Below are 24,853 nucleotides of genomic sequence, written 5' to 3'. Positions count from 1 at the left end.
CATTAAAATTTAACCATTAAGTTTAAACCGAAAGTACGTGTGCGTGGCAATCCGATTGATTCAAAACCCTGAGCATTACCGTTTGTATAACTCGATTCCGGATCAAAATTATCGGTCTTTTTATAGAAGGTGAGGATATTACGGGCAACAAAAGAGACACTTGCCGACTGTATTTTAAGAAAATCGAGCTTTTTGACCGGAATGTTGTATGATAAAATGGCTTGGCGAAGTTTGATAAAGCCGCCATCGTGTACAAACAATTCTGAGTAATTACGCATATCGTTATAATAAGCACGTAAATCGCTCACCGGAATTAAAGCCGAATATGGATTTCCTGCCTGGTCAACGCCAGAAATGGTTAATCCATTTTCGCGTCCGGGCAAGGTACTCTTTAATAATCCTAAACGGGTAGCATACACTTCTTTAATAGAAAATACCTTATTGCCGAATTTACCATCGATCAGGAAACTCAGGTTAAAATTACCAAACCTGAAATCCTGGGTTAAGCCCATCGTCAGCGGCGCCACCCCATTACCAAGTTCTTGCAAACCAGTGGCTACCGGACGTTTTGTAGCTGAATTATAAACAATCTGACCTGCTTCGTTTCTGAGCATACGTGTTCCTACGATAGTTCCGTAAGCACTGCCCACGGTTTGATTGATATAACCCCAGTTACCTACAGAACGTGCCATTTCAAAGGTTGTAGTTCCATCTACCAGTTTCAATACTTCACTTTTATTATATGCCACATTATAACTGATGTTCCAGCCAAATTTATTGCCTTGAACCGGAGCGCCTGTTAAAAGGAATTCTACCCCTTTATTACTCAGCTCACCCACATTTAATACCGCATTGTTATATCCTGAAGTTGAGGATATGGCTGCGTTGAGGATATCGTTAGTCGTTTTACGACTATAGGCCGTAAAATCCAATCCCAAACGTCCTTTAAACATTTTTAATTCTACACCTGCCTCGTAAGTGGTAGAAGTATAAGGTTTTAAATTCGGATTGGTAATGTCGTTAGTGGTTACATTCTGCAGTGGCTGACCTGCGCTTGGAACGTTAGTATAACTTAAATTAATTCTGTACGGATCAGCGGCACCACCGCCCACTTCAGCCCAGGATGCACGGACTCTTAAAATATCAATAGATGATGGAAGTTTAAAAGCATCAGATACGACGAAACTACCGCCTACACTTTGGTATAATATGCTGTTATTATCTGGACTTAAAGTAGAAAACCAATCGTTACGCGCCGTATAGGTTAGAAATAGTATGGATTTATAATCCATATCGGCAGATCCGAATACAGAATTCGTTCTGATTCTTTGATAAGTCGGAATCGTACTCGCAGTGGCCAGGTTTTTATAGCTGTAAAAAAATGGTATGGTAAAAGTATTTCCATCCATATTTAACTGTTTATTTTCGAAGCGGCGGCTGTTTGCTCCCCCCAATATCGAAATGCCTATTTTATCAGCAATGCGGTTTTTGTAATTTCCGGTAATCAGTGAATTTGTTTCGGAAACATCCGATTTGATGCCTGAATATTGTCCTTTTGGAATGTAAATATCTCCCGTAGGCAAAATATTAACGTAGTTGTAGTTATAAAAATCACGACTGATAACCCCTTTCAACTGAAAATTTTTCACTATATCATAAGTAATGGAACCCTGACCGATGAACCTGTTTTTTACATCATTTTGCTGGTATTTATTGATCACGAAATAACCGTTGGTGGCAATACCTGCATCGTTCCAGGGCGTTTGGTTCCCGGCGGCATCGTAACCCGGGGCGAGCCAACGTACATCTACCGTATTGGCAACTTCGTAAGGCGTCCAGTTAGGGTTACCCAGTGCATCACCAGCCAGTGTTCTGCCAAAACCTTTTTCCAGGTTGTATTGCGCCAAACCCTCTACCTTTATCTTATCGGTAATCTTCGCATTAATGTTTAAGTTAGCGGTCTGTCTTTTAAATCTGGTGCTTGAAATAATCCCCTTACTATCCAGATCTGACAAAGACAACCGGTAAATAATACCATCGGTTCCACCAGAAAATGCAATCGTATTCGTAAAGTTTGTTCCCGTAGAATAGAAATTTTTGATATTATCTTTCACGGCACTGTATGGATGGGTTAATCCATCTGCAGCCACATAATCAGAACCATCTATCTTCGCCCCGAACGATAAACGGCCCGTGGCTATCGCATCATTCTTCGTCATAGGTTTAACCCCACCCAGCCCTTGTCCGTATTCATACTGATAATCATTATCATTAATGGCATTCTCAATTGTAAATGTTGTATTGTATTCAACTCCGATACCTTTTTGTTTGACACCCTTTTTAGTCGTGATTAAAATTACACCGTTGCTGGCACGCGAACCGTATAGTGCCGCGGCAGTACCACCCTTTAATACCGTAATACTTTCAATATCATCAGGATTGATACTTGAAATTCCATCTCCCCTGTCGACATTGGTAGCCAAGCCATTGGTAGTCGCCGCACCGCCAGGTACACTGTTATCAATCGGCATTCCATTCACCACATAAAGCGGCTGGTTGTTGCCATTAAATGAACCATTACCACGGATGATCACGCGGCTGGATCCACCAGGGCCGGTAGATAAACCGGTAGCATTAACCCCAGCAATTTTACCTGTTAAGGCATTTGCCACATTATTTTCCCGGGCCTGCGTAAATTCAGATCCTTTTACTTCTGTAACCGCATAACCTAAAGCTTTGCTATCGCGTTTTATACCAAGGGCAGTTACCACCACATCATTTAAGCTGCTGGCACTTTCTTTCAGTTTAACACTTACCGGTATTTTAAAATCAGTTACCGGAAGTTCAAGCGTTTCATAACCTACTGATGCAATGCTTAAAATGATCGATTTCCCAACCAGTTCGTTAGGAATGGTAATACTGAATTGTCCTTGCGCATCCGTCGACGCACCAGTTTTGGTCCCTTTGATATATACGGTAGCACCTATTAACGGCAGGTTATCACTTGCTGAAAAAATGTTTCCCTTAATAACATCGGCCAAATTTATGGCGCTGGCATTGACAATGATATACTGCGACTCACTGATCTTATTAAAATCGAGCATAGAACCATTCAAAGCAAAGGTTAAGGCGGTTTTGGCATCACCGAATGCCATCAGCTGTGTTTCAGTCAGGTCGCTGTCTTTGTTTTCCAAAATCCCTGCCTTATAGGCTATTTTAATATCAAACCGTGTTTTGATGAGTTGTACTGCGGCTTTAAGTGATATTTTATTATCGTTAATGGTTTGCGCTTTCAGGCCGTTCGCATGAGCCACGTTGCGGGCCATGAGCTGTGCGGAACAAAATAATGTACACGCGCAGAGCATCATAGTAAGGCAGCTATATTCAGCTACCCTCCTAAGGTAGAGTATTCTCATAATCCTGTTTAGTTTAGTTGTTGTTGGTTAATTGTTGTTGGTTAATTATAGCTTAGGTTGAATTCAAGCGCTTAAATCCTTCCTTAACTATTTGGTTATGGTTATTTTCTTATTGTATGTTTTAATATTAAGGTGTAAGGTAGTAGATAAAATCTGAAGCAATTCTTTAACGCTGCCTACATTAATTTCGCCCTCAACCCTAAGGTCGCTGAACTTCGTATCGCTTAAAGTAAGCTCATAACCCAGGTCATCCTGTAATACGGTGATCATCTCTTCTAGGCTGGCATTTTGAAATACGAGTTGATGGTTGATCCAGGCGGTTAAATGTTGCGGATTAACTATTTTCTGATGAACAAGATTGCTTTCTTCAGCATACTTAACCAACTCACCAGGTTTCATCACAAATTGTTTTCTGTTTTTACTTACATCATTATAGTCTACCCTGATCTTTCCGCTTAATAAGCCTACACTGGTTTTTTCGTGCCTGCTTTTTACATTAAAGGTGGTTCCCAATACTTCAATGTTCATGTCTCCGCAATGCACCACAAATTTTTCAGCTGGCTGGATGTGATTCGTATCAATGTTGATGTGCTTCACCTTAAATAAAGCTTCACCATCAATCCATACTTCCCTCGGCCCATCACCAAAATCTGCAGCGTAACTGATTTTCGAATTCCCGTTCAGCGTAACTTCCGAGCCATCAGGCAGGGTGATGGTTTTGATCATACCATAATCAGTCTGAACAGCATCCTTATTCCATAGCGTAAAATAAAATACAGCCGATAAAAGGACTACGGCTAAAACTGCTGCTACCCTAAATAAAGATGAAAAAGAAAGTTTTTTGGTTTTTGGCTCCCCCGCTGTTATACTTCCTGAAATTTTTTCGAAAAGCGATTGCTGTGCCCCCTCATTACTGAAAACTTTTTGCTGACGATAAGCCAAAATGGTATCGAAAGCAGCAATGGCAATTTTACTTTTATACGGATTTGTTGCCTTAAATTTTTCCCAGGCCAATACATCTGAAGTATTCTGCTCTACAACAAACGCCAGAAAAGCAGCATCGTTCAGAAAATCTTCAAAAGTGTAGTGTGTATATTTAGAAAAATCCATATCAGCATTTATATAAACCTTATATACATGAACCCACCTAAATTATCCCTACATTTTTAAAAAAAGTTAATTTATTTCTAAAAGTTCTTTTTTTGATGCCATTAGTGCCAACACCATTATTAAATCGACCAACTTAACCCGCTCCTGAAGTTTCCCTATAGCCTTGTAAAGCAGTTTATAGGTAGAAGCAACATTCAGGTTCATAATATCTGCGGCCTCTTCGTAGCTTAAACCTTCATAAAATCTTAAGTAGATAATTTCCTGTTGTCGGGCAGAAAGGGTTTTAATGACATCTTTTAATTTACGCTGAAGTTCTTTTTTCGACTCATCTTCCATAAAAACAGTATCGAACGATACTTCGAAGTTAAATGGATAGTCTTCAGCTGAATCTATCTTTACAAAACGTTGCTGGGATTCCATCTTTCTGAACAATAAGTTTCGCAGTGATTTATAGAGATAATTTTTTACAGACACGGGGTTGCCCAACTGTTCGCGTTTGGCCCACAAATTCACAAATAAATCGTGTACGGCATCCTCAATCAGGCTCACATCCCTGGTAAATTTATATCCGTAATTATTAAGCGCCTTAAAATGAATGTTGTACAATTGCCTGTAGGCATTCCAATCTCCCCCTTTAAAGGAATTCCATTCGGGCACACTGGTTTCATGAAATTGAACCTTTTTTAACGGCATAGGGATAATTCGTTTTACTAACATAGTAAAATTAAGCTACGAAAGGAATTTATTGAGAAAATCGGATTGAAATTTTATTGTTTTTGGGAAGAATATGGCTGTAAACAAAAGAGCCTTTAAATCTCTCGATCTAAAGGCTTCTTGTTTTGTGTCGGGATGGCAGGATTCGAACCTACGACCTCCTGCTCCCAAAGCAGGCGCGATACCGGGCTACGCTACATCCCGAACTTTGGTATCGATCTTTTTTTAATCCTGTTGTAAAGTGGATTGAACTTTTTGTCGGGATGGCAGGATTCGAACCTACGACCTCCTGCTCCCAAAGCAGGCGCGATACCGGGCTACGCTACATCCCGAACTTGGTATCTTCTTTTTTATTTCCCTTTTTCGAAGGGATTGCAAATTAACGGATTTAAATTGACAATTCCATTTTTATTTGCAAATTTTTATTCTCTTGCGGAGAGGGCGGGATTCGAACCCGCGGTACCGTTACCAGTACGACAGTTTAGCAAACTGTTCCTTTCGGCCACTCAGGCACCTCTCCTTTCAAACCTCTTTTTTCTGCCCTACCGGCGTTGTTTTGAGGTCTGCAAATATAGTAAAACAAGTTATTCAACAAAAAAAAATTATAAAATTTGTTGATAATCTATGCGCACATGATAGATGCTCATTAGCATCGTCTTGAATATCAATTTGATAGTCTCAATATCTTTTAACGTTAAATCGCAGTCATCTAACTGATTTTGCTCCAATTTATAGTTAATTATGCGTTCAACGATGTCATTTATGTTCTGTGCATCGGGATTTTTCAGACTTCTTGAGGCTGCTTCGACAGAATCTGCGAGCATTAACACGCCCGTTTCCTTACTAAAAGGTATGGGTCCGGGGTAGCGAAAAATGTTTTCGTCGACAAATTTTTCAGGCGTATTTTTCAAAAACGACTGATAAAAATAATCCACCCTTGTATTTCCATGGTGTGTTCTGATAAAATCGATAATAGCCTCGGGAATCTGGTTCTTTCTTAAAATCTCAATTCCTTTATGTACATGCTGAATAATAATCTGCGCACTTTGCTCATAAGGTAATTTATCATGCGGGCTCACCGCGGTGTTTTGGTTTTCGATAAAATACTGTGGATTGTCTACTTTACCGATATCATGGTACAATGCCCCTGCCCTAACCAACACAGAATTACCGCCGATTTTAAATATTGCAGCTTCGGCAAGGTTAGCCACCTGTAAAGAGTGCTGAAAGGTTCCGGGTGCTTTAAAAGCAAGCTCCCTTAACAGTTTATTATTGGTATTGGTCAACTCGATTAAAGCCACATCAGAGGTGATACCGAAAATACGCTCGAACAGGTAAATTAAAGGATAAGCCAAAAGCGATAGCAATACACTAAACACAAAAGGAATAAAATTTAACCATTCAATTTCGCGGAAAGAACCTTCACGAAGTAAAGCGATGCCCACAAAAGAAACAAAATACGCCAGCAGAATAAATAAAGCCGAAATCAGGAACCTTTCCCGCTTCACAAAGTTTTTGATACTGAATATGGCAACCATACCTGCCGTAACCTGATAAAAAACAAATTCGAAGCTATTGGCTACAAAGAACCCGGCAATTAGTATCACCAGCATATGGAGGTAAAGCGCCAAACGTGTATCAAACAAAATCCTGATGATAATAGGCACCACACAGAAAGGGATATAGTATAAACTAGGAATCTCCATCTTAATAGCCCACGTTAAAGCCAGCAACATCCCCGTGGTTACAATCAGAATTAAGGAAAGCTGACGGTTATCGGCAAAAATATCCTTACGGAAAAGAAAAAGGAACGACATTAATATCGTGATGATAAAACCAACTAATATCACCTGCCCCAGGTAAACCAACGCCCGGCTGCCAATGGTTTTGGTTTGTGCATCGTAGGTAGCTTTATAAGATTCCAGTTTCTGATAAATTTCTTCATCAATAACATCATTTTTGGCCACAATAAGTTCGCCCTTCTGCACCATGCCTTTGGTAGTAGAGATGTTATTCACCGTATTATCCTGTATGGTTTGTGTCAGCCGTTCATCAAATACAATATTTGGGGTAATGTGATCAATCGCAAGGTTTGCAACTAAATCGCCCATTACCTGGTTAGGGGCCTTAAAATTATCTCTAAAAAACTTCAGAGCCGATTCTGCGGTAAAAACATCCTGTGTATTTTTCTCCTGGGCCACATTATTTTCAAGCAGCGAAAAATCGTAATTTTTACCTCCAGCCTGGTGTTTCACATTTAAGCCAATAATGCCTTTTTGGTAAATGCTCTGCAATAATTTATAGGCAGCGCTTTTATATACATCCTTATCTTTTTCGCTCAGCTGTTTCGATCTCCATTTCACATCAAATTCGTTAGCAAACTCTTCCAATGCATTGGCGGTAATACTCCTATCCAGTTGGTAAACGGGCAAAATATCTTTTAAGGCATTCTTTTTATCAGCCTTAACCTGCGGGTTGGTTTTTAAAATAGCAAAACTGAAAGGCGAAATCAGGTCCTTGTTTTTCCATACCGCATTTTTTTCAAACTCATACCTAAACCGTGGCTGTTTGGGCAGGAATAGCGTAATAATGAAAACGGTAAATATCATCATCACATATTTTAGGTTTGATGAATACTTCCGGTAAAGGATCTTGTGTGAATTTCTCTTGATCTTGGCCAAAACGATGTATTTATTGTATTGTCAAAAATAACATTTTTATCTAATATATATTTTGCACGTTTTGTTTGCAATTACCGGATTTTATATTTTACTTTATGATATCAAATTAATATCAACTATGTATCAAGAAAAAATTATCAATCCGCCATCTGGCTATTTAACTTTCGCTTTAAGCATAGCATTGCTGGGTGCTTCCATTTTCTGCTTTGTTTCTGAAATTTTTCTTTGGGGAGGCGTTTTATTAGCGATAGATGTATTTTTAATCTTTCCGGGCTTTCTAATTATCAATCCCAACCAATCGATGGTACTCACCCTATTCGGAAAATATTTGGGTACGGTAAAAGCTGATGGCTTTTTCTGGGTAAACCCGCTAACGGCAAAAAGGCGTATATCGTTAAAAGCAAATAATTTAAACGGACAGCAGTTAAAGGTGAACGACAAACTGGGTAACCCGATCGAAATTGCAGCCGTGGTGGTTTGGAAAGTAAACGAAACTGCTAAAGCCGTTTTCTCTGTAGAAAATTACATGCAATATGTAAACATCCAGAGTGAGGCTGCCGTAAGGCATCTGGCCAACATCTTCCCTTACGACCATGCTGAAGGAGAAGAAACCAGCATTACGTTAAAAGATGGTGCCGAAAAAGTAAGTGAACTTTTGGAGAATGAGCTGAACGAACGTTTATCACGCGCAGGCATTGAAGTTTTAGAAGCCAGGATTTCGCATTTGGCTTATGCACCAGAAATTGCAAGTGCCATGTTACAGCGCCAACAGGCCACTGCGGTTATTGCAGCCCGTAAGTTAATTGTTGAAGGTGCCGTGGGTATGGTAGAAATGGCATTGGAAAAATTATCGCAAAAAGGCATTGTAGAACTGGATGAAGAGCGTAAAGCTGCCATGGTAAGTAATTTACTGGTAGTACTTTGTGGCGACCGCCATGTACAACCTGTGGTAAACACCGGGACCTTGTATAACTAGTAAAATGGAATTTGAAGAAAAACAGTGCTTAAAACTTTGGTGGCTGTATATTCTATTGGCAATCGACGCGATCATGGTACTCAGCATTGTACTCTTTGATAAGGGCGGGATGAGTTTCCAGGATTTAAAAGCAGCATATTTTGCACCTTTTTGGGCTGTTCTCCTTCCTTTTGCTATCATTTATTTGCTTCAAAAAAACGTGATGACTTTGCAGATCAACGCTGAAGGAATTGCTTACCGGTATTTTCCGTTTCAAAGCAAGCTGAAGTTATTGAGCTGGACCACCATGGAGAAAGTCTACATCAACAAGTATAATGCTTTAGGAGATTATGGCGGATTTGGTGTTCGCAACAGGCTTTGGTTTAAGTTTAATGATAAAGCCTACTTATTAAATGATCGGGATAAAGGTTTACAGATTGAATTTAAAAATGGTAAAAAATTATTATTTAGCAGCAATAAAATTGATGGGCTGGAGATGTTCCTCCTAAATTTAAAAACGAGGTATAATATACAAGCAATACAATAAGAATGGCGGAGAAAGATAAAAAAGCTTTTGTATTAAGAATTAGTCCTGCTTTATTAAAAGAAGTAGAAACCTGGGCTGCCGATGAGTTTAGAAGTACAAACGGACAGATTGAGTTTCTACTTACCCAGGCTTTAAAATCAAGAAAAAAGGGCAAGGCGAAAGAAGAATAAACTTTTGGCAGACTGAAACTGCCAACTGAAAATTGCTAATTACTAACTGCCAACTAATTTGGGCGTTCCCCCTAATCCCTATGAAAAATCGGGAAAGGGTCGGGCTTTTCAGGGCTGCGCTTTGCTCCGGTACCGATGAAAAATCGGTACTGAACCCTTACAATCCCTAACGCAAACCACCCCGCCCCGCGCGCACCCCTCCTTAAAACAAGGAGGGAAGTAATCAGCGCTGAAAAGCAACCTGACCAAAAAACCACCAGTCCGGGTAATTTAAACCTGATGACAGCGACAGCCCCGAAGTATGAGGGCTAGAGCGCACAGCAGAACTACAGCAAGCGAAACGCGCTGGACCATTCATTTCCAAAAAAACCTAATCGATTAAACCAACATCGCGACACCTAATTTTTAACGCCTCACCTTTAAATAAAACTTATCAAACAGCCCGCCTTTATAAGAAGCGAGTAAATCGACACTGGAAAGACAAACTAACCCAAACATCACCCGCCGGAGTTAATTAAACCTGATGGCAGCGACAGCCCCGAAGTATGAGGGCTATAGCGCACAGCAGGACTACAGTAAGCAAAACGCGCTGAAACATTCATTTCCAAAAAACTTAATCGATTAAACCAACATCGCGACACCTAATTTTTAACGCCTCACCTTTAAATAAAACTTATCAAACAGCCAGCCATATGGGTACCCCTCCTTAATAAGAAGGGAGTGAATCAGCTTCTTTATTTCCAGGGTTTATCTAACCAGAAAGATGATGAGACAAGTTCAGCATGACGATTGCGCTAGGAAACATGTAAAAATTAATTACAATGTAATATTAATTGAAACTTAATTATTAGCTTATTTATTAAGCGCTAAAATCATTTTACAAACGTTATTTTAAAGCATGCAGGCTTTGGAAACCTGTAAGGTTTAACTAACTTAGCGGCCTAACCAAAAATTCATAAAATTTAGTATACATGAAAGAAGTTGTAATTGTATCAGCTGTGCGAACGCCTATTGGCAGTTTTGGAGGCTCATTAGCTCAATTTTCTGCTACCCAGCTTGGTGGCTTTGCCATTAAAGCCGCTATTGAAAAAGCCGGATTAAAACCAGAACAGATCCAGGAAATATACATGGGCAATGTTTTATCGGCAAACCTCGGACAAGCCCCAGCTACACAAGCTGCAAAATTTGCCGGATTGCCAGATTTACCTGCCACAACCATTAATAAAGTATGTGCTTCGGGTACCAAAGCAATCATGCTTGCCGCACAAAGTATTGCTAATGGGGATAATGAAATTATGATTGCCGGCGGCATGGAAAGCATGAGTAATGTTCCATACTACCTGGATAAGGCAAGAAATGGCTATCGCCTGGGCCACGGACAAATTACAGATGGTTTGGTAAAAGATGGCCTTTGGGATGTATACAACGACTACCACATGGGTTCTGCCGCCGAACTTTGTGCGACTGAATGCCAGATCAGTCGCGAGGCACAGGATCAATTTGCCATCGAATCGTACAAAAGGGCGCAAGCCGCACAAACTTCAGGTAAATTTGCCAATGAAATTGTGGCCGTTGAGGTGAAAGACCGTAAAGGCGAAATTACGTTGGTTGATACCGATGATGAACCCACAGCAGTTAAATTTGATAAAATACCTTCATTAAAACCTGTTTTCATAAAAGACGGAACAGTAACAGCTGCAAACGCATCTACTTTAAACGATGGTGCCGCGGCATTGGTTTTAATGAGCGCTGATAAAGCCAAAGAACTGGGCTTAAAACCTTTAGCCAAAATTTTGGGCTATGCTGATGCACAACAGGCACCAGAATGGTTTACAACTGCCCCTTCAAAAGCGATTCCTTTAGCTTTACACAAAGCCAAAGTAAATATAGAAGACGTAGATTATTTTGAAATCAACGAAGCTTTCTCGGTAGTTTCCATTGCCAATAACCAACTTTTAAAATTAACCGATAGCCAGGTTAATGTGAATGGTGGCGCCGTTTCATTAGGTCACCCGCTCGGTGCGTCGGGTGCGCGGATTGTAGTAACCTTGCTTTCGGTACTGGCGCAAAACAATGGAGAAATCGGTGTGGCTGGAATCTGTAATGGCGGTGGTGGAGCAAGCGCCTTGGTTATTAAGAAATTATAATCTTAAAGCTTTTTTGTGCATTTAATAATATGAAAGTTATCAGATTTTACATTCTTTTCATCTTAGGAATGCAGAGCTTTGACTTAAAGGCGCAGCAAAACCCAAATGCTTTAGATATTTTTCAGGATACACTGATTAAGATATCATCAAAGGTTATTGCTGCGCAGAGCGATGCACAAAAATTAGAGATCAATGGCCGTTTTGTAAAAACACTCGTTGAGGCTTTAAAAGTCACTAACTCTTTTTCTTACGCTTTCGATTCGCTTAAAAATGTATCGGTAATTAAGTCACCCGATCAGGCCTTTAGGATTTTGAGCTGGTATGTACTGCTCGAAAATGGTACATACCGCTATTATGGCGCCATCCAGATGAATACCAAAAGCGGCCCGCTGAAACTTTACCCTTTAATCGATCAGACTGATAATATTGGCGACCCTAACGGCATTACCAATAATCAGAAATGGTTTGGCGCCAGGTATTATGAAATTGTTCCGGTTACCAGCGGAAGCCGATTGTCTTACTATGTACTTTTGGGTTGGAAAGGCAATACACAGGTAACCACTAAAAAGGTAATCGACATTCTCGTTTTTGACCGGGATAAGCTCAGCTTTGGTGCTCCTGTTTTTGATGGCAAAGAACTAAAAGGAAAAAACAGGATCATATTTGAGTATGCCAAATCGAATGCCATGACCTTAAAAACGGATCTGAAAGCAGGCATGATCGTGTTTGATCATCTGACTTCTTTTGATCCGGAGATCAAGGATAAATTTGAATATTATGGATCTGACGGCACTTTTGATGGTTTCAAAATTATAGGCGGAAGATTAAAACTGCAGGAAGATATTGTCCTTAACAATGATGCAGACTCAAATGATGAGCTTTATGCAGACCCAAAGAAAAATGTTAAACCCATCAGGAAGTTTTGATTTTAACAAATCATTTACCTTGCTCCTGGCTTAAAAATTTGTGAGTTTGCCAATCGCTCACTATATTGCGCCCTGCTAACTAGCTTAAACAACACACAAATTCTGAATTCATAAACTAAAACCAACAAATGTTTTATGCAAACATCTAATGAAAGCATTAGTATTGACCATGATAAGGAACTAGACCTCCACTTAAACAGTCAAGGGGTTTCTCCTGAGAAATTATTCAGCCATCCCGTTGGCCTTTTTGTGCTCTTTTTTACCGAAATGTGGGAAAGATTCAGCTACTATGGCATGCGGGCCATTTTGGTTCTTTTCCTGATTAGTGATCTGAGCAAAAACGGCTGGGGTTGGCCACGGCCTGAAGCCTTACAGCTTTATGCCATTTATACCGGTTTGGTATATTTTACACCAATACTTGGTGGTTTAATTGCCGATAAATTTACAGGTTATAGAAAAGCGGTAATCATCGGTGCTTTTATCATGACCCTTGGCCACGCTGCCATGGCACTTGAAGGCTTTAGCAACAACTTTTTCTATTTAGGTTTACTATTATTAATCGTAGGTAACGGATTTTTTAAACCAAACATTTCTTCTATTGTAGGTAAACTTTACCCTCCTATCAGCGATAAGAAAGACAGTGCTTATGCTATTTTCTACATGGGGATTAACTCTGGCGCCTTCATTGGGATGTTAATGTGCGGTTATATTGGCGAAAAAGTAGGTTGGCACTACGGTTTCGGTCTGGCTGGTATTTTTATGCTCTTCGGTATGCTGCAATTCTATTTCGGTCAGAAAATTTTTGGCGTAATAGGTGCATCTGTAGATAAAGCCAAAGAAGTTGAAAAAGCAGACCCAACAGTAGAAGAAATTCCCAGAAAAGTAAGAAACCAGCGTTTATGGGTTATTGCCATCTTATCTATCTTCACTATTTTCTTTTGGATGGTGTTTGAACAGGCAGGTGGTTCGATGACTATCTTTGCCAAAGACTATACGCTAAGAAATTTAACTGGCGGTGCGGCAACCACTTTTAAGTGGGTAGACAGTATTCTTACGATATTTCCGCTGGTAGCCGTAACTTTCGTATTGTTCTCATTAGCCAGAAAAATATTCAAAAAATATCCGGCAACCATTTTATTTACCTTACTGAGCTTTGCTATTATTTGGGTATTGGCCATCTGGAAAGTGGACCGCGAATTGGGTTCTGTAAGCACCGAAGTGCCTGCATCATGGTTCAGCGTACTCAATTCATTTTTTATTGTATCGTTAGCTCCAATTGTTTCAAAAATTTGGGAAACCAAATTTAATCCAAGTGGTCCGGTAAAATTCGGATTTGGCCTTATCTTCGTAGGTATTGGTTTTGCGGGACTGGCTTATGGAGGTTCTGCCATTCCGCGAGGAGCTACTTCAGCAGAAGTAAGTTTATTCTGGCTTGTTTTTGCTTATTTCTTTCATACTGTTGGAGAACTATGCATCTCTCCGGTTGGCTTATCATATGTAAGTAAACTAGCACCAGCTAATTTGGTAGGTTTAATGTTTGGTGTATTTTTTACCTGTACCGCCATCGGTAATTATCTTGCAGGAGCTACCGGATCAATGATCGATAAAATCAGTTCGGCTTATTCCATCTCTACATTCTTCTTAATATTCACCATCATACCAATTGTTGCTGGTTTCATTATGTTCGCCATAAGTCCAATTCTGCGCAAATGGATGCACGGTGTTCACTAATCAGAAAAATACTTTTACCCAAAAGCCCGATATTTGTCGGGCTTTTCATTTTTAAACCTATTTAATGGAAAAAACAGTTTCAATAGAGGAAATTCAGAATTTCGAAGGCAAATACCCGAAACAACTCTGGCATTTATCACTGGTAGAAATGTGGGAGCGTTTCTGTTTTTATGGAATGCGCGGCGTACTGGCTTTCTTTATGGTAGAACAGCTGGGTTTAAGCGACCAAAAATCGAACCTTCAGTATGGTGCCATACAGGCTTTTGTTTATGCTTTTACCTTTATAGGTGGTATTTTTGCCGATAAGATTTTAGGTTTCAGAAAGTCATTATTTTGGGGCGGAACCTTAATGATTATTGGAAACCTCATTCTGGCTTTCTCTCCACATGATTTATTTTATATAGGCATTACCTTATCAATCGTAGGAACGGGTTTTTTCAAACCCAATGTTTCATCAATGGTTGGCGAACTATACCACGAGACAGACAACCGCAGAGATGCAGGATATGGCCTTTTTTATGCGGGTATTAATGTTGGTGGCTTACTGGGTGGTGCCATGTGTATCTACCTTGGCAAATATTACAACTGGCATCTGTGTTTCTTATCCGCCGCATTGGTTATGATGTTCGGTTTAGGTACATTCATTTTCACTAAAAAACACCTTGGGCCAATTGGGGGTTCGCCATTGCTGCACCTTAAGAAATCAAAACAGCAACTGTGGGAAATAGCTGTTTATGCAGGCTCGATACTATGTATTCCCTTGATTTATATCATGGTAAAAAACACCGATTTTACCGATTATTTCATGTACACGATTGGCATTGTCGCTTTAGTCTATTTCTTGTACGAAACCTTTAAAATAAATGATAAAAAAGCACAGTATAAATTATTGGCTGCTTTTGTGTTTATCTTCTGTTACTTCATTTTTATGGCCATATCTGAGCAGAGTGGCGGTTCGCTATCCTTATTTGCTAAAGATAATCTGGATCATAAAATTCTTTTTTTCAAAATCGACCCAAATGTGGTAAATAATAGCGTAAACTCGTTTTTTGTTATTGTTTTTAGCCCGATTGTAGGCATTTTATGGCTAGGATTATATAAGCGAAAAATTGAACCGAATACCGTGGTAAAATTCGGAATTGGCTTCCTGTTATTGGCTTTAAGCTTTTACGTATTTTACGCGACCAGGTTCTTCGCCAATGCACAAGGCATTAGCTCCTTAAATGTATTTACATTAGCTTATTTATTGTTAACACTAGGCGAACTTTGTTTAGGCCCGATAGGTATGTCGATCATTACAAAACTATCACCAAAGAAAATGTTCGGTATGATGATGGGGCTTTGGTTTTTATCAAGTGCTTTCGGGCAATTAGCTGCCGGAAAATTAGGAGCAGAGATGTCGAGTATCGATAATGCTTCGTTACAAACCAAATTAATGGCTTATACCGAAGGTTATAAAGCATTGGCTTTATATTCTCTAATTGCAGGTTTGGCATTGATTATTTTTTCGCAACTGGTTAAGAGATTGATGCAGGAAGTGAGATAATAGTTCTTTGTCATTATGAACGCAGTGAAGATCTTTTTTATTATAAAGGTATAAAAGGAAGGGGCTTCGGTGACACTCAGCCTGTCGAGAAGTGTTTTAAGAAGAATGGCATATTCAATAAGATTTGCAAAGGAACGGACTGGAGTTCTTGGCATCTTCAGTCCCGCCATTCGCTATAGTCCCTCTTTTCAATCGGGCGCTGCCGCTGCTGTCGGGTTTAGGAACAATGGGTCAGTGACTTAAAATCTAATTCTTCACACATCTGCTAAATCAGCGGGAAACAATAAGGTCTAAGATATATCGAGGAATAACCGCATTAAATAGATCATGAAACAAGTTCAGGATGACGACCGCGGGGGACAAATCATGTGGAATTCATGAAAATTCATAACGGTTTCATATTTAATATTTACTTTCGCAGTTTAAAAGCAGTTGCCAATTAGAAATATCAAATACAAAGGCCAAAAGCTTATATTATTTAATAAACCACAACAAACGTGTCAGATAGTTTAGTCATCATTCCCACCTACAACGAGAAGGAAAACATCGAAAAAATCATTAGAAAGGTTTTTTCTTTAACACAGCCTTTTCATGTTTTAATTATTGATGATGGTTCTCCTGATGGAACTGCTGAAATTGTAAAGTCACTCCAGAAAGAATACGAAGGACATTTATTTATTGAAGAGCGTGCTGGTAAACAAGGCTTGGGTACAGCATACATTTACGGTTTTAATTGGGCGTTACAACACGATTATGCCTATATTTTTGAAATGGATGCTGATTTCTCTCATAACCCTGATGATTTACCGCGCTTACGCGAGGCCTGTGTTAACGGTGCCGATGTAGCCATTGGTTCCAGATATGTTAAAGGTGTAAATGTGGTGAACTGGCCAATGGGCAGGGTTTTAATGTCGTATTTTGCATCAATGTATGTACGCATCGTGACCCGGATCAATATCCAGGATGCTACTGCAGGTTTTAAATGTTACCGTAAAATTGTGCTTGAAACCATTCCACTCCATAAAATTAGGTTTGTTGGTTATGCGTTTCAGATCGAAATGAAGTTTACGGCCATTAAATTTGGCTTTAAAGTAGTTGAAGTTCCCATCATCTTCACCGATCGTACAGAAGGAACATCAAAAATGAGTACCCGAATCTTCAGGGAAGCTTTTTTGGGTGTAATCCAGATGAAAGTTTCGAGTTGGTTTAGGAGTTATAAAAAGGAGTCAGGAGTCGGAAGTCCGAAGTCAGGAGTCCGGAATCCAGCGTCTTAAATTCACATTACCTAGTTCTATTCACTTCCGACTAAGGACTGAGGACTAATGACTTACGACTTAAGACTAATAATTAGGACTTCCCTTGAGACTCTCTGATCATTGCGCCAAAATCCTGCCCCTTATCCATCGCCTTGACGGTCATGACTATTCGTTTGGTACGCGTAGGTTCTGTTTTGGCCTGGTTAATCCAATTGATATAATAGTTTTGGTGCGATTTAGGTTGTTTTAAAAAGTTTTCGATTAAGTGCGCCTCTTCTGACAAACAGATTTCGAGATCTTCGGGCATTTCGATTTTAAACTCCTTATCTTCTTCTAAATACAGTTCAACCCCTGCTCCGGCTTCTTTTTTTAGTTTTTTACGCACTTCGCCCTTTAAGGCAATAATAAAATCGCCCGCTCCCATCGGCATAACTGCCATGCCGTTAATATCCAACTGATCTATCTTCCCCTTTACGCGGAAACTTTTTTTAAAATCAGGTTTAATTTCATTGGCTAAAGCAGCTGGAATAAACACATAACTCCAGCCTGTTTTTTCGCCCATGGCATCGAAACGCTCTATTTCTGCTTTGAAGTGGATCATGGTTTAAAAATATGAAATTATATTTTAACTGCTAAACGATTAAATCGTTAGGCTACTGACGTACTGGTTAGAAACAAACACAAACTACGTTCGATCGTCTTTCCCGCGCAGGCGGGAATCTTAATGCAATACACATTAGATTCCCAATCAAGTTGGGAATGACGATCTCATCAAAGAAAACATTAATCGGCTCAAAAAAAAGCCAATCACGAGCCAATTAACAATCTAGTTATAATAAAGAATATTGATGATGATTTAAAGGGCCACCCAACAATTTAAACTCATTAATGACCACAAATTGTTTTTTAATTTCATCAAGTTTACGGATGGCAATTGTATTACAATTAAATGCGATATTGATAGGCCCATACAAATTTTCTGCCTGATCAATTTGCGACGAACTCAATTCACGCCCTATTGAAATATGGGCATTGCTACCGTTTATGGTATTTTTAGATTTAAGCTTTTTCCGAAATGTTTTTAAAAGATCGTTCAGGTATAATTTGGATGGCCCATTAGGAAGTAAAACGATAGCCTGACTGAATTTGGATAAACTTAAATAATCAAACGTCACTTCCTGTGGCCTTTGCGAACCACAAATTTTCTCAATGCATTTTTTGTAAAAACCCAGCTCGTATTGATCTGCTAAAAATTCAATGATGGTAATATGAGCCTCTGAGTTTCTACTGCTATACCAGCCAATTTCATCTGCGAGTATTTTTTTTAAAACACTTACTTCATTAATACTTTTGCTTTGCGGGTAAACAACTATCGAATACCAATCTTTGTTAAGTTTTAAATTCATATCATTTATTTTAATTAATCGCTACAGGATTCATCTGAATATCCAACTTTGCAAACTTCAATACCTCAATACTCTGGAAACCGAAATCTTCTACCACTTTACCCAAAATAAGGTAACAGCCTTTTCCTTTAAAAGGATACATGGGAGTGGTATTTGGAAAATGGGTGGTATCAAAAAAATCGCCTCTGACGTCTAAAAAAGTACCAAACCACATTTTGGTATGCTTAATAGTATGCACCGTTTTTTCGCATACATAATTACCGACCATCCTTACCGTTTTACCTAAGTATTGATGCATATCGGCTGCCATAACGTCACCACGATAAGAGGTTTTTAAAAAATCGAACATTTTATAGTTGAGCGGATATCCCAACAACTCCAACTCTGTGTAGGCATTTTCCAGTTCAGAATCTGCCAGTGCAGGGAGCTTATAGGTTTTATAACTTAATTTAAAAAGTTCGGCATGGTTTACTTTTTTCTGTTTAAAGCCAAGGTAATTGTGTACATCCCAAAGCAGGGTTTTACGATCTTTGCCGGTAAACCGCAACGCACCAAGCCGGATCAAAATAATTGCCTGCTCTAATGATATACAGGTTCGTTTTACGAAATCTTCGAGATTGCGATACAAACCATTCGCGGCACGTTCCTGTGGAATCTTTTTAATGATTTTTTCTTCCAGCCCCTGGATGGCAATAAAGCCAAGATAGGCATCTTCACCTTTTATATTCACCACTTCATCACTGTGGTTAACACAGGGTAAATGCACCCTGGCGCCTGTTTTTTGTAGTTCGTGTACGTAAACCCAGCGACTATAAAAACCACCATAGTTATTGAGTACGGCCACCATGAACTCCATGGGGTAATAAGTTTTAAGGTAAAGGCTCTGGTAACTTTCAACAGCAAAGGAAGCCGAATGGGCTTTCGAAAAACTGTAGCCGGCAAAAGACGAAATCTGGCGCCAAACTTCTGTAATGAGTTCTTCTGAGTGCCCTTCATTTCTGGCTGAGGCAAAAAATTTATTCACCAGCTCATCAAAAGCAAGTTTTGAACGGTATTTTCCGCTCATGGCTTTACGTAGGATATCCGCATCAGCCAGATCTAAGCCTGCAAAATAATGACATACTTTAATCACATCTTCCTGATAAACCATTACCCCGTAAGTTTCGTTAAGCTGCTCTTTCATCACCTCACACAGATAAACCACTTTATCGGGCGCATGGTAACGTTCGATATACGATTTCATCATGCCAGAACTGGCTACCCCTGGACGGATGATCGAACTGGCAGCCACCAGGGTAAGGTAATTATCACATTTTAGTTTTTTCAGCAATTGCCGCATGGCTGGCGATTCGATGTAAAAACACCCGATGGGTTGTCCTTCTTTAAGAATACCGTTCAGTTTCTGATCCTTTTTAAAGTTTCTAAAATCGTGAATGTCGATATCTTTATCCTTGTTTTTTTTAATAAGTTGCACCGCCTCGCGGATATGCCCAATGCCCCGCTGACTTAAAATATCGAATTTCTCGTAACCTATGGCTTCTGATTCATACATGTCCCACTGTACCGTTGGAAAACCTTTTGGCGGCATATCTAAGGCAGTGTAATAGGTAATCGGATGTTGAGAGATCAAAATCCCCCCGGCATGGATAGAACGTTGATTGGGCATACTTTTCATGTATTGGTGTACAGCCAATAATTTTTGGTAAGTGGCATTAAGCAAATTTTCGCGCTCTTTGGCGGGATCGGTAAAACTGTCTATTTCGCCTTTAGGCAAACCTAAAACCTTACCAATCTCCCTGATAACTGCCCGGTCTTTAAAGGTACTCATGGTACCCAAAAAAGCAACATGCCATTTGGGATAGCGCTTAAAAATGTACTTTTGGACGGTTTCTCTTTCGTCCCATGAAAAATCAATATCAAAGTCAGGCGGACTGGTCCGTTTTTCATGTAGAAAACGTTCGAAATACAGGTCGAGATCAATCGGATCTACATCAGTAATGCGTAAGCAGTAGGCCACAATACTATTGGCACCAGAACCACGGCCAACATGGTAGAAACCACATTTGTTCATGGCATACCTAATAATATCGAATGTGATCAGAAAATAAGCGCAGAAGTTTTTTAACTCAATAATACGGAGTTCTTTTTCCAACCGTTTAAGCGCCTCTTCATTATTTTCGCCATAGCGATATTTAAGTCCTAATATGGCCAGCCTGCGCAGCATTTTTTTATCGCCTTCTACACCTGTTTTGGTATAATGAAACTTATTTTTTGAGCGGGGTACTGCGCTATCTTCAAAATAGGCGCTTAAATCGCAACTATTTATCAGTTTTTGGGTATTTTGAACAATAAACGGGTACTGTTCAAACTGTTGCGTAAGTTCAACCTCGGGAATCAGAAATTCATCGGGATCGCATTTTTGTTCCGCCGATACTTTGCTTAAAAGAGTATTAAGTTCTATGGCCCTTAAATATTCATGCAACCGATAAGTAATTTTGTCGCCTACCGTAACGGGATGCCAAACCAACAGTTTTTCTTTCTGGGCCAAAAGCGGATGTCTGTACAAAAGATTCAGCTGTTTACCGCGGATCCCTACATATTCATTTGCCTTTAATATTGGATTAAAAGACTTTTGAAAGGGATAAATGATATATACGTTCTCCATCGCTGGCGGAATTTCGGGCAGCGGAATGTTATCGATATTGTGGCTACTTAAAAACGAATTGAGTTCGCGCATACCTTCCCTGTTTTTGGCAACGCCTACATACAATAACCTATTACCGATCCGAAATTCGATCCCGGCTACAGGCTTAATCTGATATGGAATATTGCCTTTATGTATATCATCGGCTTCTTTGGCAACGCCCTGTTTATAACACTCGCGAATAAACTCTACAGCTCCGGTTGAGTTGTTGATATCAGTAAGAACCATTTGATGAATGCCCAAATACCTCGCAGTAGCAATGAGTTGATTAATGCTCTGCGTACCATATTTCAGGCTATAAGAAGAGTGAACATTTAAAAACATAATTTACTCGTAAGATTTATTGCCTGTTGTTCCTTTTTCGCTCATAAAACTCCTGATTTTTGAACGTTTTCTTACTTCAGGATCTTTTTCTGCTTCTTCGATATTCTCGAGCAGTATTTTCTTTTTACGGGGATTGTATTTGATCACTTTTCCTTTTTCATCGCGGGGTGGCTGGGTAACAATACAGGCTTTTACCACCGCTTCGGCACCATAACTGTTTCGTACCTTATCCATGGCCTGGCAAAGACTATACTCTTCTTCAGCGATATTATAAAGACCAATCTGTTCGTAACCACTTACCAAATGCGAAAGTTTTACGCCGACCAATCGCAACAACATCCGTTTTGAATATACTTTATCAAAGAGGTTATGTGCTTTGCTGATCAGAAATGAATCGAGCGAGGTATAAGGAATCCGCTCCTGCTGGGTAACGGTTTCAAAATTGGTATAACGCACAGTTACGGTAATACAGGCGGTTAGTTTTTTCTGATTCCGCAACTGAAAGGTTAGTCCGCTAACCATTCCGGTTATAATGGCCTTTAATTTTGCCATATCCATGGTATCACTTTCGAAAGTGGCCTGTGTACCGATTGATTTTCGTTCGCGGTAAGGCACCACGGGCGAAAGATCAATTCCATTTGCTTTTTGCCACAAACTTAAACCGTGCTGGCCCAAAATTTTAAACATCAGCTGTTGTGGAATCTGCGTAAGCGTAAGGATATTACGTACCCCCATTTCGCTTAATTTTTTATAGGTAGCATGACCTATACCCGGAATTTTATGAATGGCCAAAGGATCGAGAAAAGGCCGTAACTCTGGAAAGGTAACCTGCCGTTCGCCATCAGGCTTGGATTCGTTTGTGGCTATTTTAGCGACGGTTTTATTAATCGACAAGCCGAAAGAAATAGGCAATTGCATCTCTTTCATAACGGTCTGCCTAAGTTCTGATGCAAATTTCATACAGCCAAAAAAGCGATCCATACCCGTCATATCGATATAATGTTCGTCAATACTGGCTTTTTCAAAAAGCGGGACTTTATCAGCAATAATCTCGGTAATATCATGCGATGCTTTGGAATATTCTTCCATATCGCCTTTTAAAAATATAGCCTGGGGGCATAGTAATTTTGCGGTTCTGCCGGGCATTGCAGCATGTATACCGTACTGGCGGGCTTCGTAACTACAAGAAGCTACCACACCCCTATCGCCGCCGCCGCCAATAATTACTGGTTTACCCGATAACTTCGGATTTTTTCTGATTTCTACAGATACAAAAAATGCATCCTGATCCATATGAATAATCTGCCTGTCTTTATCCATTTTCTGATTGTAAGGATGATTGAAAATCAAAAATACTAATATTATTAGCTTTAATAAAATTTAAGAGATATGATTTGTAAATTAATACTAATTATTTTAGTTAAAATAAGCCGTACAAAACAATTAACATTCAGGAAAAAATACCCTATTCAAGTATTAGACCGATTAATTGGAGATACAGTCTTTTAGGTGGTGCATGAATACTAAACCACAGGAGATTCATCTGAGCTACCAAAACTTATCTTGCCAATGTTTTATTCTTTGTGATTTTGTTTATAGTGCGCTACGAACATGTCTGTTACGATATAGAAACGCAAGCAAGGAATTAGGTAATCAACTATACCCGCGTTGTATTTTGGAAGTGAGAATCGCCACACTGGAAGCACGTATTCCTCGTTTAAAGAATTAAATAAAACATTGCACTGTTTTAAAATGTTGATTAAATAATAAACATTATTATTATGAAAACTCAAGAGAATAAGAAAACAACTGAAAAAGAGCAAGAAGTAAAGGGAAGCTCAAAAGAAAAAGCCTCATTCGATCAGAATGGCGAGGGGGCTTCAGAAAAATTTGGCCAGGCTGGCTCATCTCCTAATGAATCAGGAGAAAATGGACCTGGCACTGTAAATAAAAACAAAAAAGCTTAGAAAGATAAAAAGAGTATTACACTCTTTTTATCTTTCATAGATACTCATCTTTTCAGCCAGTTCGATAATACTTTTTATTTTTAGCTTTTGGAAAAGTCTCAGTTTGTATGTACTCACGGTACCCATTTGAAGATTTAACTGATTGGAAATTTCCAATACACCAATACCTTTGGTTAAAAGCTCAGCCACTTCAAGCTCTCTGCCCGAAAGTTTAGTGAAAGGATTATCGGCATCGTTACCTAATATGCTATTGAACATATTTTCTTTAACATTTCTACTCGAATAGCGGCTGCCAGCAAGAATTGTGGTGATTGCAGTTACAATTTCTGATTCTTCTGCATTTTTGGTTAAGTAACCAGAAGCACCCGATTTTAGATATGGCACAGCATAAATATTTTCATTCAAAGAAGAAAATACAAGGATTTTAGCATTGGGCTGAACCAATTTAATCTGATCGATTACCTTAAGGTTGTTACCTCCAGGCAAGTTTACATCAATGATGATTAAGCTAGGTGATTTTTCTACTTCTACAAGAGTTTGCTCCAGAGTAGATGCATGAATGATTTCAACACCAGGCCAAAAGTCTGATATTAAACCTTTTAAACCACGGCGAATGATCTCGTGATCATCGGCAATGAGCACTGTAAAAGTGCTTACGGCATTTTTTGTTTTCATTTATATTAAGGATATTTCTGCAAGTTAGTAAAAAGTTACTTTTTCTACGCAATTGTAGTAAATTTTTCTTCAGAAACTGTAAATATTATTATACACAAATCCACATTTATGTTAAAAAACATAAAGATTGCGCTCCTATGATATTTAAATTAATGCAAAGCATGACAGCGAATGGTGAGTATTACACTCTTTAATCGGAGCCAGGATACCTGTTTTGCCCCACCGATACTAAGATTATTCCTTTTTTACTGTGGAAAAAGTGGGAATACGCTTTGAACCTTTCTCATTTAAGGAGCCTAATGTCCACTAAAGCCCAGGTTTGTAAAATAAGTCCTATTTTTGGTATGGGCAGATCAGGATTTTACTACAAAAAGAATATCCTTGATAAGAGGCAATAAAAAATTAAAAACCTGTTTGAAGATTGAAAAAGAGAAGCATTTTAAAACAACTAAATCTAATGTATTCTCAATACTACAAATTCAGGAAAGAATAAATCAGACAACCTATAGATACCAGATAATTTAATTTCAAAATAAGAAATTGGCATTGATGAGTATAAACGAAAATTTTGCAAATAC

At 39.2% G+C, this 24,853-nt stretch carries 18 protein-coding genes and 3 tRNA genes; 9 read left to right on the top strand and 12 right to left on the bottom strand.

The annotated features are described in order from the left end of the window. Positions 1 to 2 precede the first annotated feature (2 nt). The 7 genes from BLR60_RS17175 to BLR60_RS17145 all read right to left on the bottom strand — a co-directional run bounded on the left by BLR60_RS17175 (position 3) and on the right by BLR60_RS17145 (position 7,849). Entirely contained in the window at positions 3 to 3,416 is a 3,414-nt protein-coding gene (locus BLR60_RS17175; RefSeq protein WP_090502042.1) for a SusC/RagA family TonB-linked outer membrane protein, read from the bottom strand. An 87-nt stretch (positions 3,417 to 3,503) separates the two neighbouring features. Then, positions 3,504 to 4,526, bottom strand: a complete 1,023-nt coding sequence (locus BLR60_RS17170) for a FecR family protein (RefSeq protein ID WP_090502041.1) — start codon at positions 4,524 to 4,526, stop codon at positions 3,504 to 3,506. A 66-nt stretch (positions 4,527 to 4,592) separates the two neighbouring features. Continuing rightward, the gene (locus BLR60_RS17165) at positions 4,593 to 5,243 is read right to left on the bottom strand and encodes an RNA polymerase sigma factor (protein WP_244155687.1); all 651 of its coding nucleotides are present in this window, start codon (positions 5,241 to 5,243) and stop codon (positions 4,593 to 4,595) included. A gap of 127 nt (positions 5,244 to 5,370) precedes the next feature. After that, positions 5,371 to 5,444: transfer RNA gene (locus tag BLR60_RS17160), tRNA-Pro, on the bottom strand. A gap of 54 nt (positions 5,445 to 5,498) precedes the next feature. Further along, positions 5,499 to 5,572: transfer RNA gene (locus BLR60_RS17155), tRNA-Pro, on the bottom strand. A gap of 101 nt (positions 5,573 to 5,673) precedes the next feature. Continuing rightward, positions 5,674 to 5,760 (bottom strand) — tRNA-Ser (locus BLR60_RS17150). Positions 5,761 to 5,842: 82 nt separating this feature from the next. Further along, positions 5,843 to 7,849 carry an HD family phosphohydrolase gene (locus BLR60_RS17145; protein WP_090502037.1) on the bottom strand — a complete coding sequence of 669 codons (2,007 nt, stop codon included), beginning with the start codon at positions 7,847 to 7,849 and terminating at the stop codon, positions 5,843 to 5,845. A 190-nt stretch (positions 7,850 to 8,039) separates the two neighbouring features. Between BLR60_RS17145 and BLR60_RS17140 the strand changes: the two genes are divergently transcribed. From BLR60_RS17140 to BLR60_RS17105, 8 genes are all read left to right on the top strand, one after another. Continuing rightward, complete coding sequence (locus BLR60_RS17140) at positions 8,040 to 8,897, top strand: SPFH domain-containing protein (RefSeq protein ID WP_090502068.1); 858 nt, start codon at positions 8,040 to 8,042, stop codon at positions 8,895 to 8,897. 4 nt (positions 8,898 to 8,901) lie between these two features. Continuing rightward, positions 8,902 to 9,423, top strand: coding sequence for a hypothetical protein (locus tag BLR60_RS17135; RefSeq protein WP_090502035.1), 522 nt, complete (start codon positions 8,902 to 8,904; stop codon positions 9,421 to 9,423). A gap of 2 nt (positions 9,424 to 9,425) precedes the next feature. Then, positions 9,426 to 9,593, top strand: coding sequence for a type II toxin-antitoxin system antitoxin (locus BLR60_RS17130; RefSeq protein ID WP_083488688.1), 168 nt, complete (start codon positions 9,426 to 9,428; stop codon positions 9,591 to 9,593). Positions 9,594 to 10,564: 971 nt separating this feature from the next. Continuing rightward, positions 10,565 to 11,740, top strand: coding sequence for an acetyl-CoA C-acyltransferase (locus BLR60_RS17125; RefSeq protein ID WP_090502034.1), 1,176 nt, complete (start codon positions 10,565 to 10,567; stop codon positions 11,738 to 11,740). 29 nt (positions 11,741 to 11,769) lie between these two features. After that, positions 11,770 to 12,666 (top strand): hypothetical protein, encoded by an 897-nt coding sequence (locus BLR60_RS17120; RefSeq protein ID WP_090502032.1) that lies wholly within the window; start codon positions 11,770 to 11,772, stop codon positions 12,664 to 12,666. Positions 12,667 to 12,801: 135 nt separating this feature from the next. Beyond that, on the top strand, positions 12,802 to 14,397 hold the full coding sequence (locus BLR60_RS17115) for a peptide MFS transporter (protein ID WP_090502030.1): 1,596 nt from the start codon (positions 12,802 to 12,804) through the stop codon (positions 14,395 to 14,397). Positions 14,398 to 14,461: 64 nt separating this feature from the next. After that, positions 14,462 to 15,943 carry a peptide MFS transporter gene (locus BLR60_RS17110; RefSeq protein WP_090502029.1) on the top strand — a complete coding sequence of 494 codons (1,482 nt, stop codon included), beginning with the start codon at positions 14,462 to 14,464 and terminating at the stop codon, positions 15,941 to 15,943. A gap of 497 nt (positions 15,944 to 16,440) precedes the next feature. Continuing rightward, positions 16,441 to 17,217 carry a polyprenol monophosphomannose synthase gene (locus tag BLR60_RS17105; protein WP_090502027.1) on the top strand — a complete coding sequence of 259 codons (777 nt, stop codon included), beginning with the start codon at positions 16,441 to 16,443 and terminating at the stop codon, positions 17,215 to 17,217. A gap of 73 nt (positions 17,218 to 17,290) precedes the next feature. Here BLR60_RS17105 and BLR60_RS17100 read toward each other — a convergent pair whose 3' ends face one another. The 4 genes from BLR60_RS17100 to dinB all read right to left on the bottom strand — a co-directional run bounded on the left by BLR60_RS17100 (position 17,291) and on the right by dinB (position 22,953). After that, positions 17,291 to 17,800: a YdeI/OmpD-associated family protein gene (locus tag BLR60_RS17100; protein WP_090502025.1), complete on the bottom strand. Its 510-nt coding sequence runs from the start codon at positions 17,798 to 17,800 to the stop codon at positions 17,291 to 17,293. A 229-nt stretch (positions 17,801 to 18,029) separates the two neighbouring features. Then, entirely contained in the window at positions 18,030 to 18,605 is a 576-nt protein-coding gene (locus BLR60_RS17095) for a hypothetical protein (RefSeq protein ID WP_090502023.1), read from the bottom strand. Positions 18,606 to 18,615: 10 nt separating this feature from the next. Further along, entirely contained in the window at positions 18,616 to 21,633 is a 3,018-nt protein-coding gene (dnaE, locus tag BLR60_RS17090; protein ID WP_090502021.1) for a DNA polymerase III subunit alpha, read from the bottom strand. A 3-nt stretch (positions 21,634 to 21,636) separates the two neighbouring features. Continuing rightward, positions 21,637 to 22,953, bottom strand: a complete 1,317-nt coding sequence (gene dinB, locus BLR60_RS17085; RefSeq protein WP_090502019.1) for a DNA polymerase IV — start codon at positions 22,951 to 22,953, stop codon at positions 21,637 to 21,639. Between the two features lie 461 nt (positions 22,954 to 23,414). Here dinB and BLR60_RS17080 point away from each other — a divergent pair, with 461 nt between their 5' ends. Then, the gene (locus BLR60_RS17080) at positions 23,415 to 23,600 is read left to right on the top strand and encodes a hypothetical protein (protein WP_090502017.1); all 186 of its coding nucleotides are present in this window, start codon (positions 23,415 to 23,417) and stop codon (positions 23,598 to 23,600) included. Positions 23,601 to 23,627: 27 nt separating this feature from the next. Here BLR60_RS17080 and BLR60_RS17075 read toward each other — a convergent pair whose 3' ends face one another. After that, on the bottom strand, positions 23,628 to 24,275 hold the full coding sequence (locus BLR60_RS17075) for a response regulator (protein WP_090502016.1): 648 nt from the start codon (positions 24,273 to 24,275) through the stop codon (positions 23,628 to 23,630). Positions 24,276 to 24,853: the final 578 nt, after the last annotated feature.

The sequence above is a fragment of the Pedobacter terrae genome, assembly GCF_900100705.1.
Lineage (GTDB): Bacteria > Bacteroidota > Bacteroidia > Sphingobacteriales > Sphingobacteriaceae > Pedobacter > Pedobacter terrae.
Note: the sequence above shows the minus strand (reverse complement) of the source record. Positions and strands in the feature narration are given on the sequence as shown.

Coding starts and splice junctions, on each gene's coding strand:
- BLR60_RS17175 (WP_090502042.1), bottom strand. CDS start 3,416: ATGAGAATACTCTACCTTAGGAGGGTAGCTGAATATAGCTGCCTTACT.
- BLR60_RS17170 (WP_090502041.1), bottom strand. CDS start 4,526: ATGGATTTTTCTAAATATACACACTACACTTTTGAAGATTTTCTGAAC.
- BLR60_RS17165 (WP_244155687.1), bottom strand. CDS start 5,243: ATGTTAGTAAAACGAATTATCCCTATGCCGTTAAAAAAGGTTCAATTT.
- BLR60_RS17145 (WP_090502037.1), bottom strand. CDS start 7,849: ATGATATTTACCGTTTTCATTATTACGCTATTCCTGCCCAAACAGCCA.
- BLR60_RS17140 (WP_090502068.1), top strand. CDS start 8,040: ATGTATCAAGAAAAAATTATCAATCCGCCATCTGGCTATTTAACTTTC.
- BLR60_RS17135 (WP_090502035.1), top strand. CDS start 8,902: ATGGAATTTGAAGAAAAACAGTGCTTAAAACTTTGGTGGCTGTATATT.
- BLR60_RS17130 (WP_083488688.1), top strand. CDS start 9,426: ATGGCGGAGAAAGATAAAAAAGCTTTTGTATTAAGAATTAGTCCTGCT.
- BLR60_RS17125 (WP_090502034.1), top strand. CDS start 10,565: ATGAAAGAAGTTGTAATTGTATCAGCTGTGCGAACGCCTATTGGCAGT.
- BLR60_RS17120 (WP_090502032.1), top strand. CDS start 11,770: ATGAAAGTTATCAGATTTTACATTCTTTTCATCTTAGGAATGCAGAGC.
- BLR60_RS17115 (WP_090502030.1), top strand. CDS start 12,802: ATGCAAACATCTAATGAAAGCATTAGTATTGACCATGATAAGGAACTA.
- BLR60_RS17110 (WP_090502029.1), top strand. CDS start 14,462: ATGGAAAAAACAGTTTCAATAGAGGAAATTCAGAATTTCGAAGGCAAA.
- BLR60_RS17100 (WP_090502025.1), bottom strand. CDS start 17,800: ATGATCCACTTCAAAGCAGAAATAGAGCGTTTCGATGCCATGGGCGAA.
- BLR60_RS17095 (WP_090502023.1), bottom strand. CDS start 18,605: ATGAATTTAAAACTTAACAAAGATTGGTATTCGATAGTTGTTTACCCG.
- dnaE (WP_090502021.1), bottom strand. CDS start 21,633: ATGTTTTTAAATGTTCACTCTTCTTATAGCCTGAAATATGGTACGCAG.
- dinB (WP_090502019.1), bottom strand. CDS start 22,953: ATGGATAAAGACAGGCAGATTATTCATATGGATCAGGATGCATTTTTT.
- BLR60_RS17080 (WP_090502017.1), top strand. CDS start 23,415: ATGAAAACTCAAGAGAATAAGAAAACAACTGAAAAAGAGCAAGAAGTA.
- BLR60_RS17075 (WP_090502016.1), bottom strand. CDS start 24,275: ATGAAAACAAAAAATGCCGTAAGCACTTTTACAGTGCTCATTGCCGAT.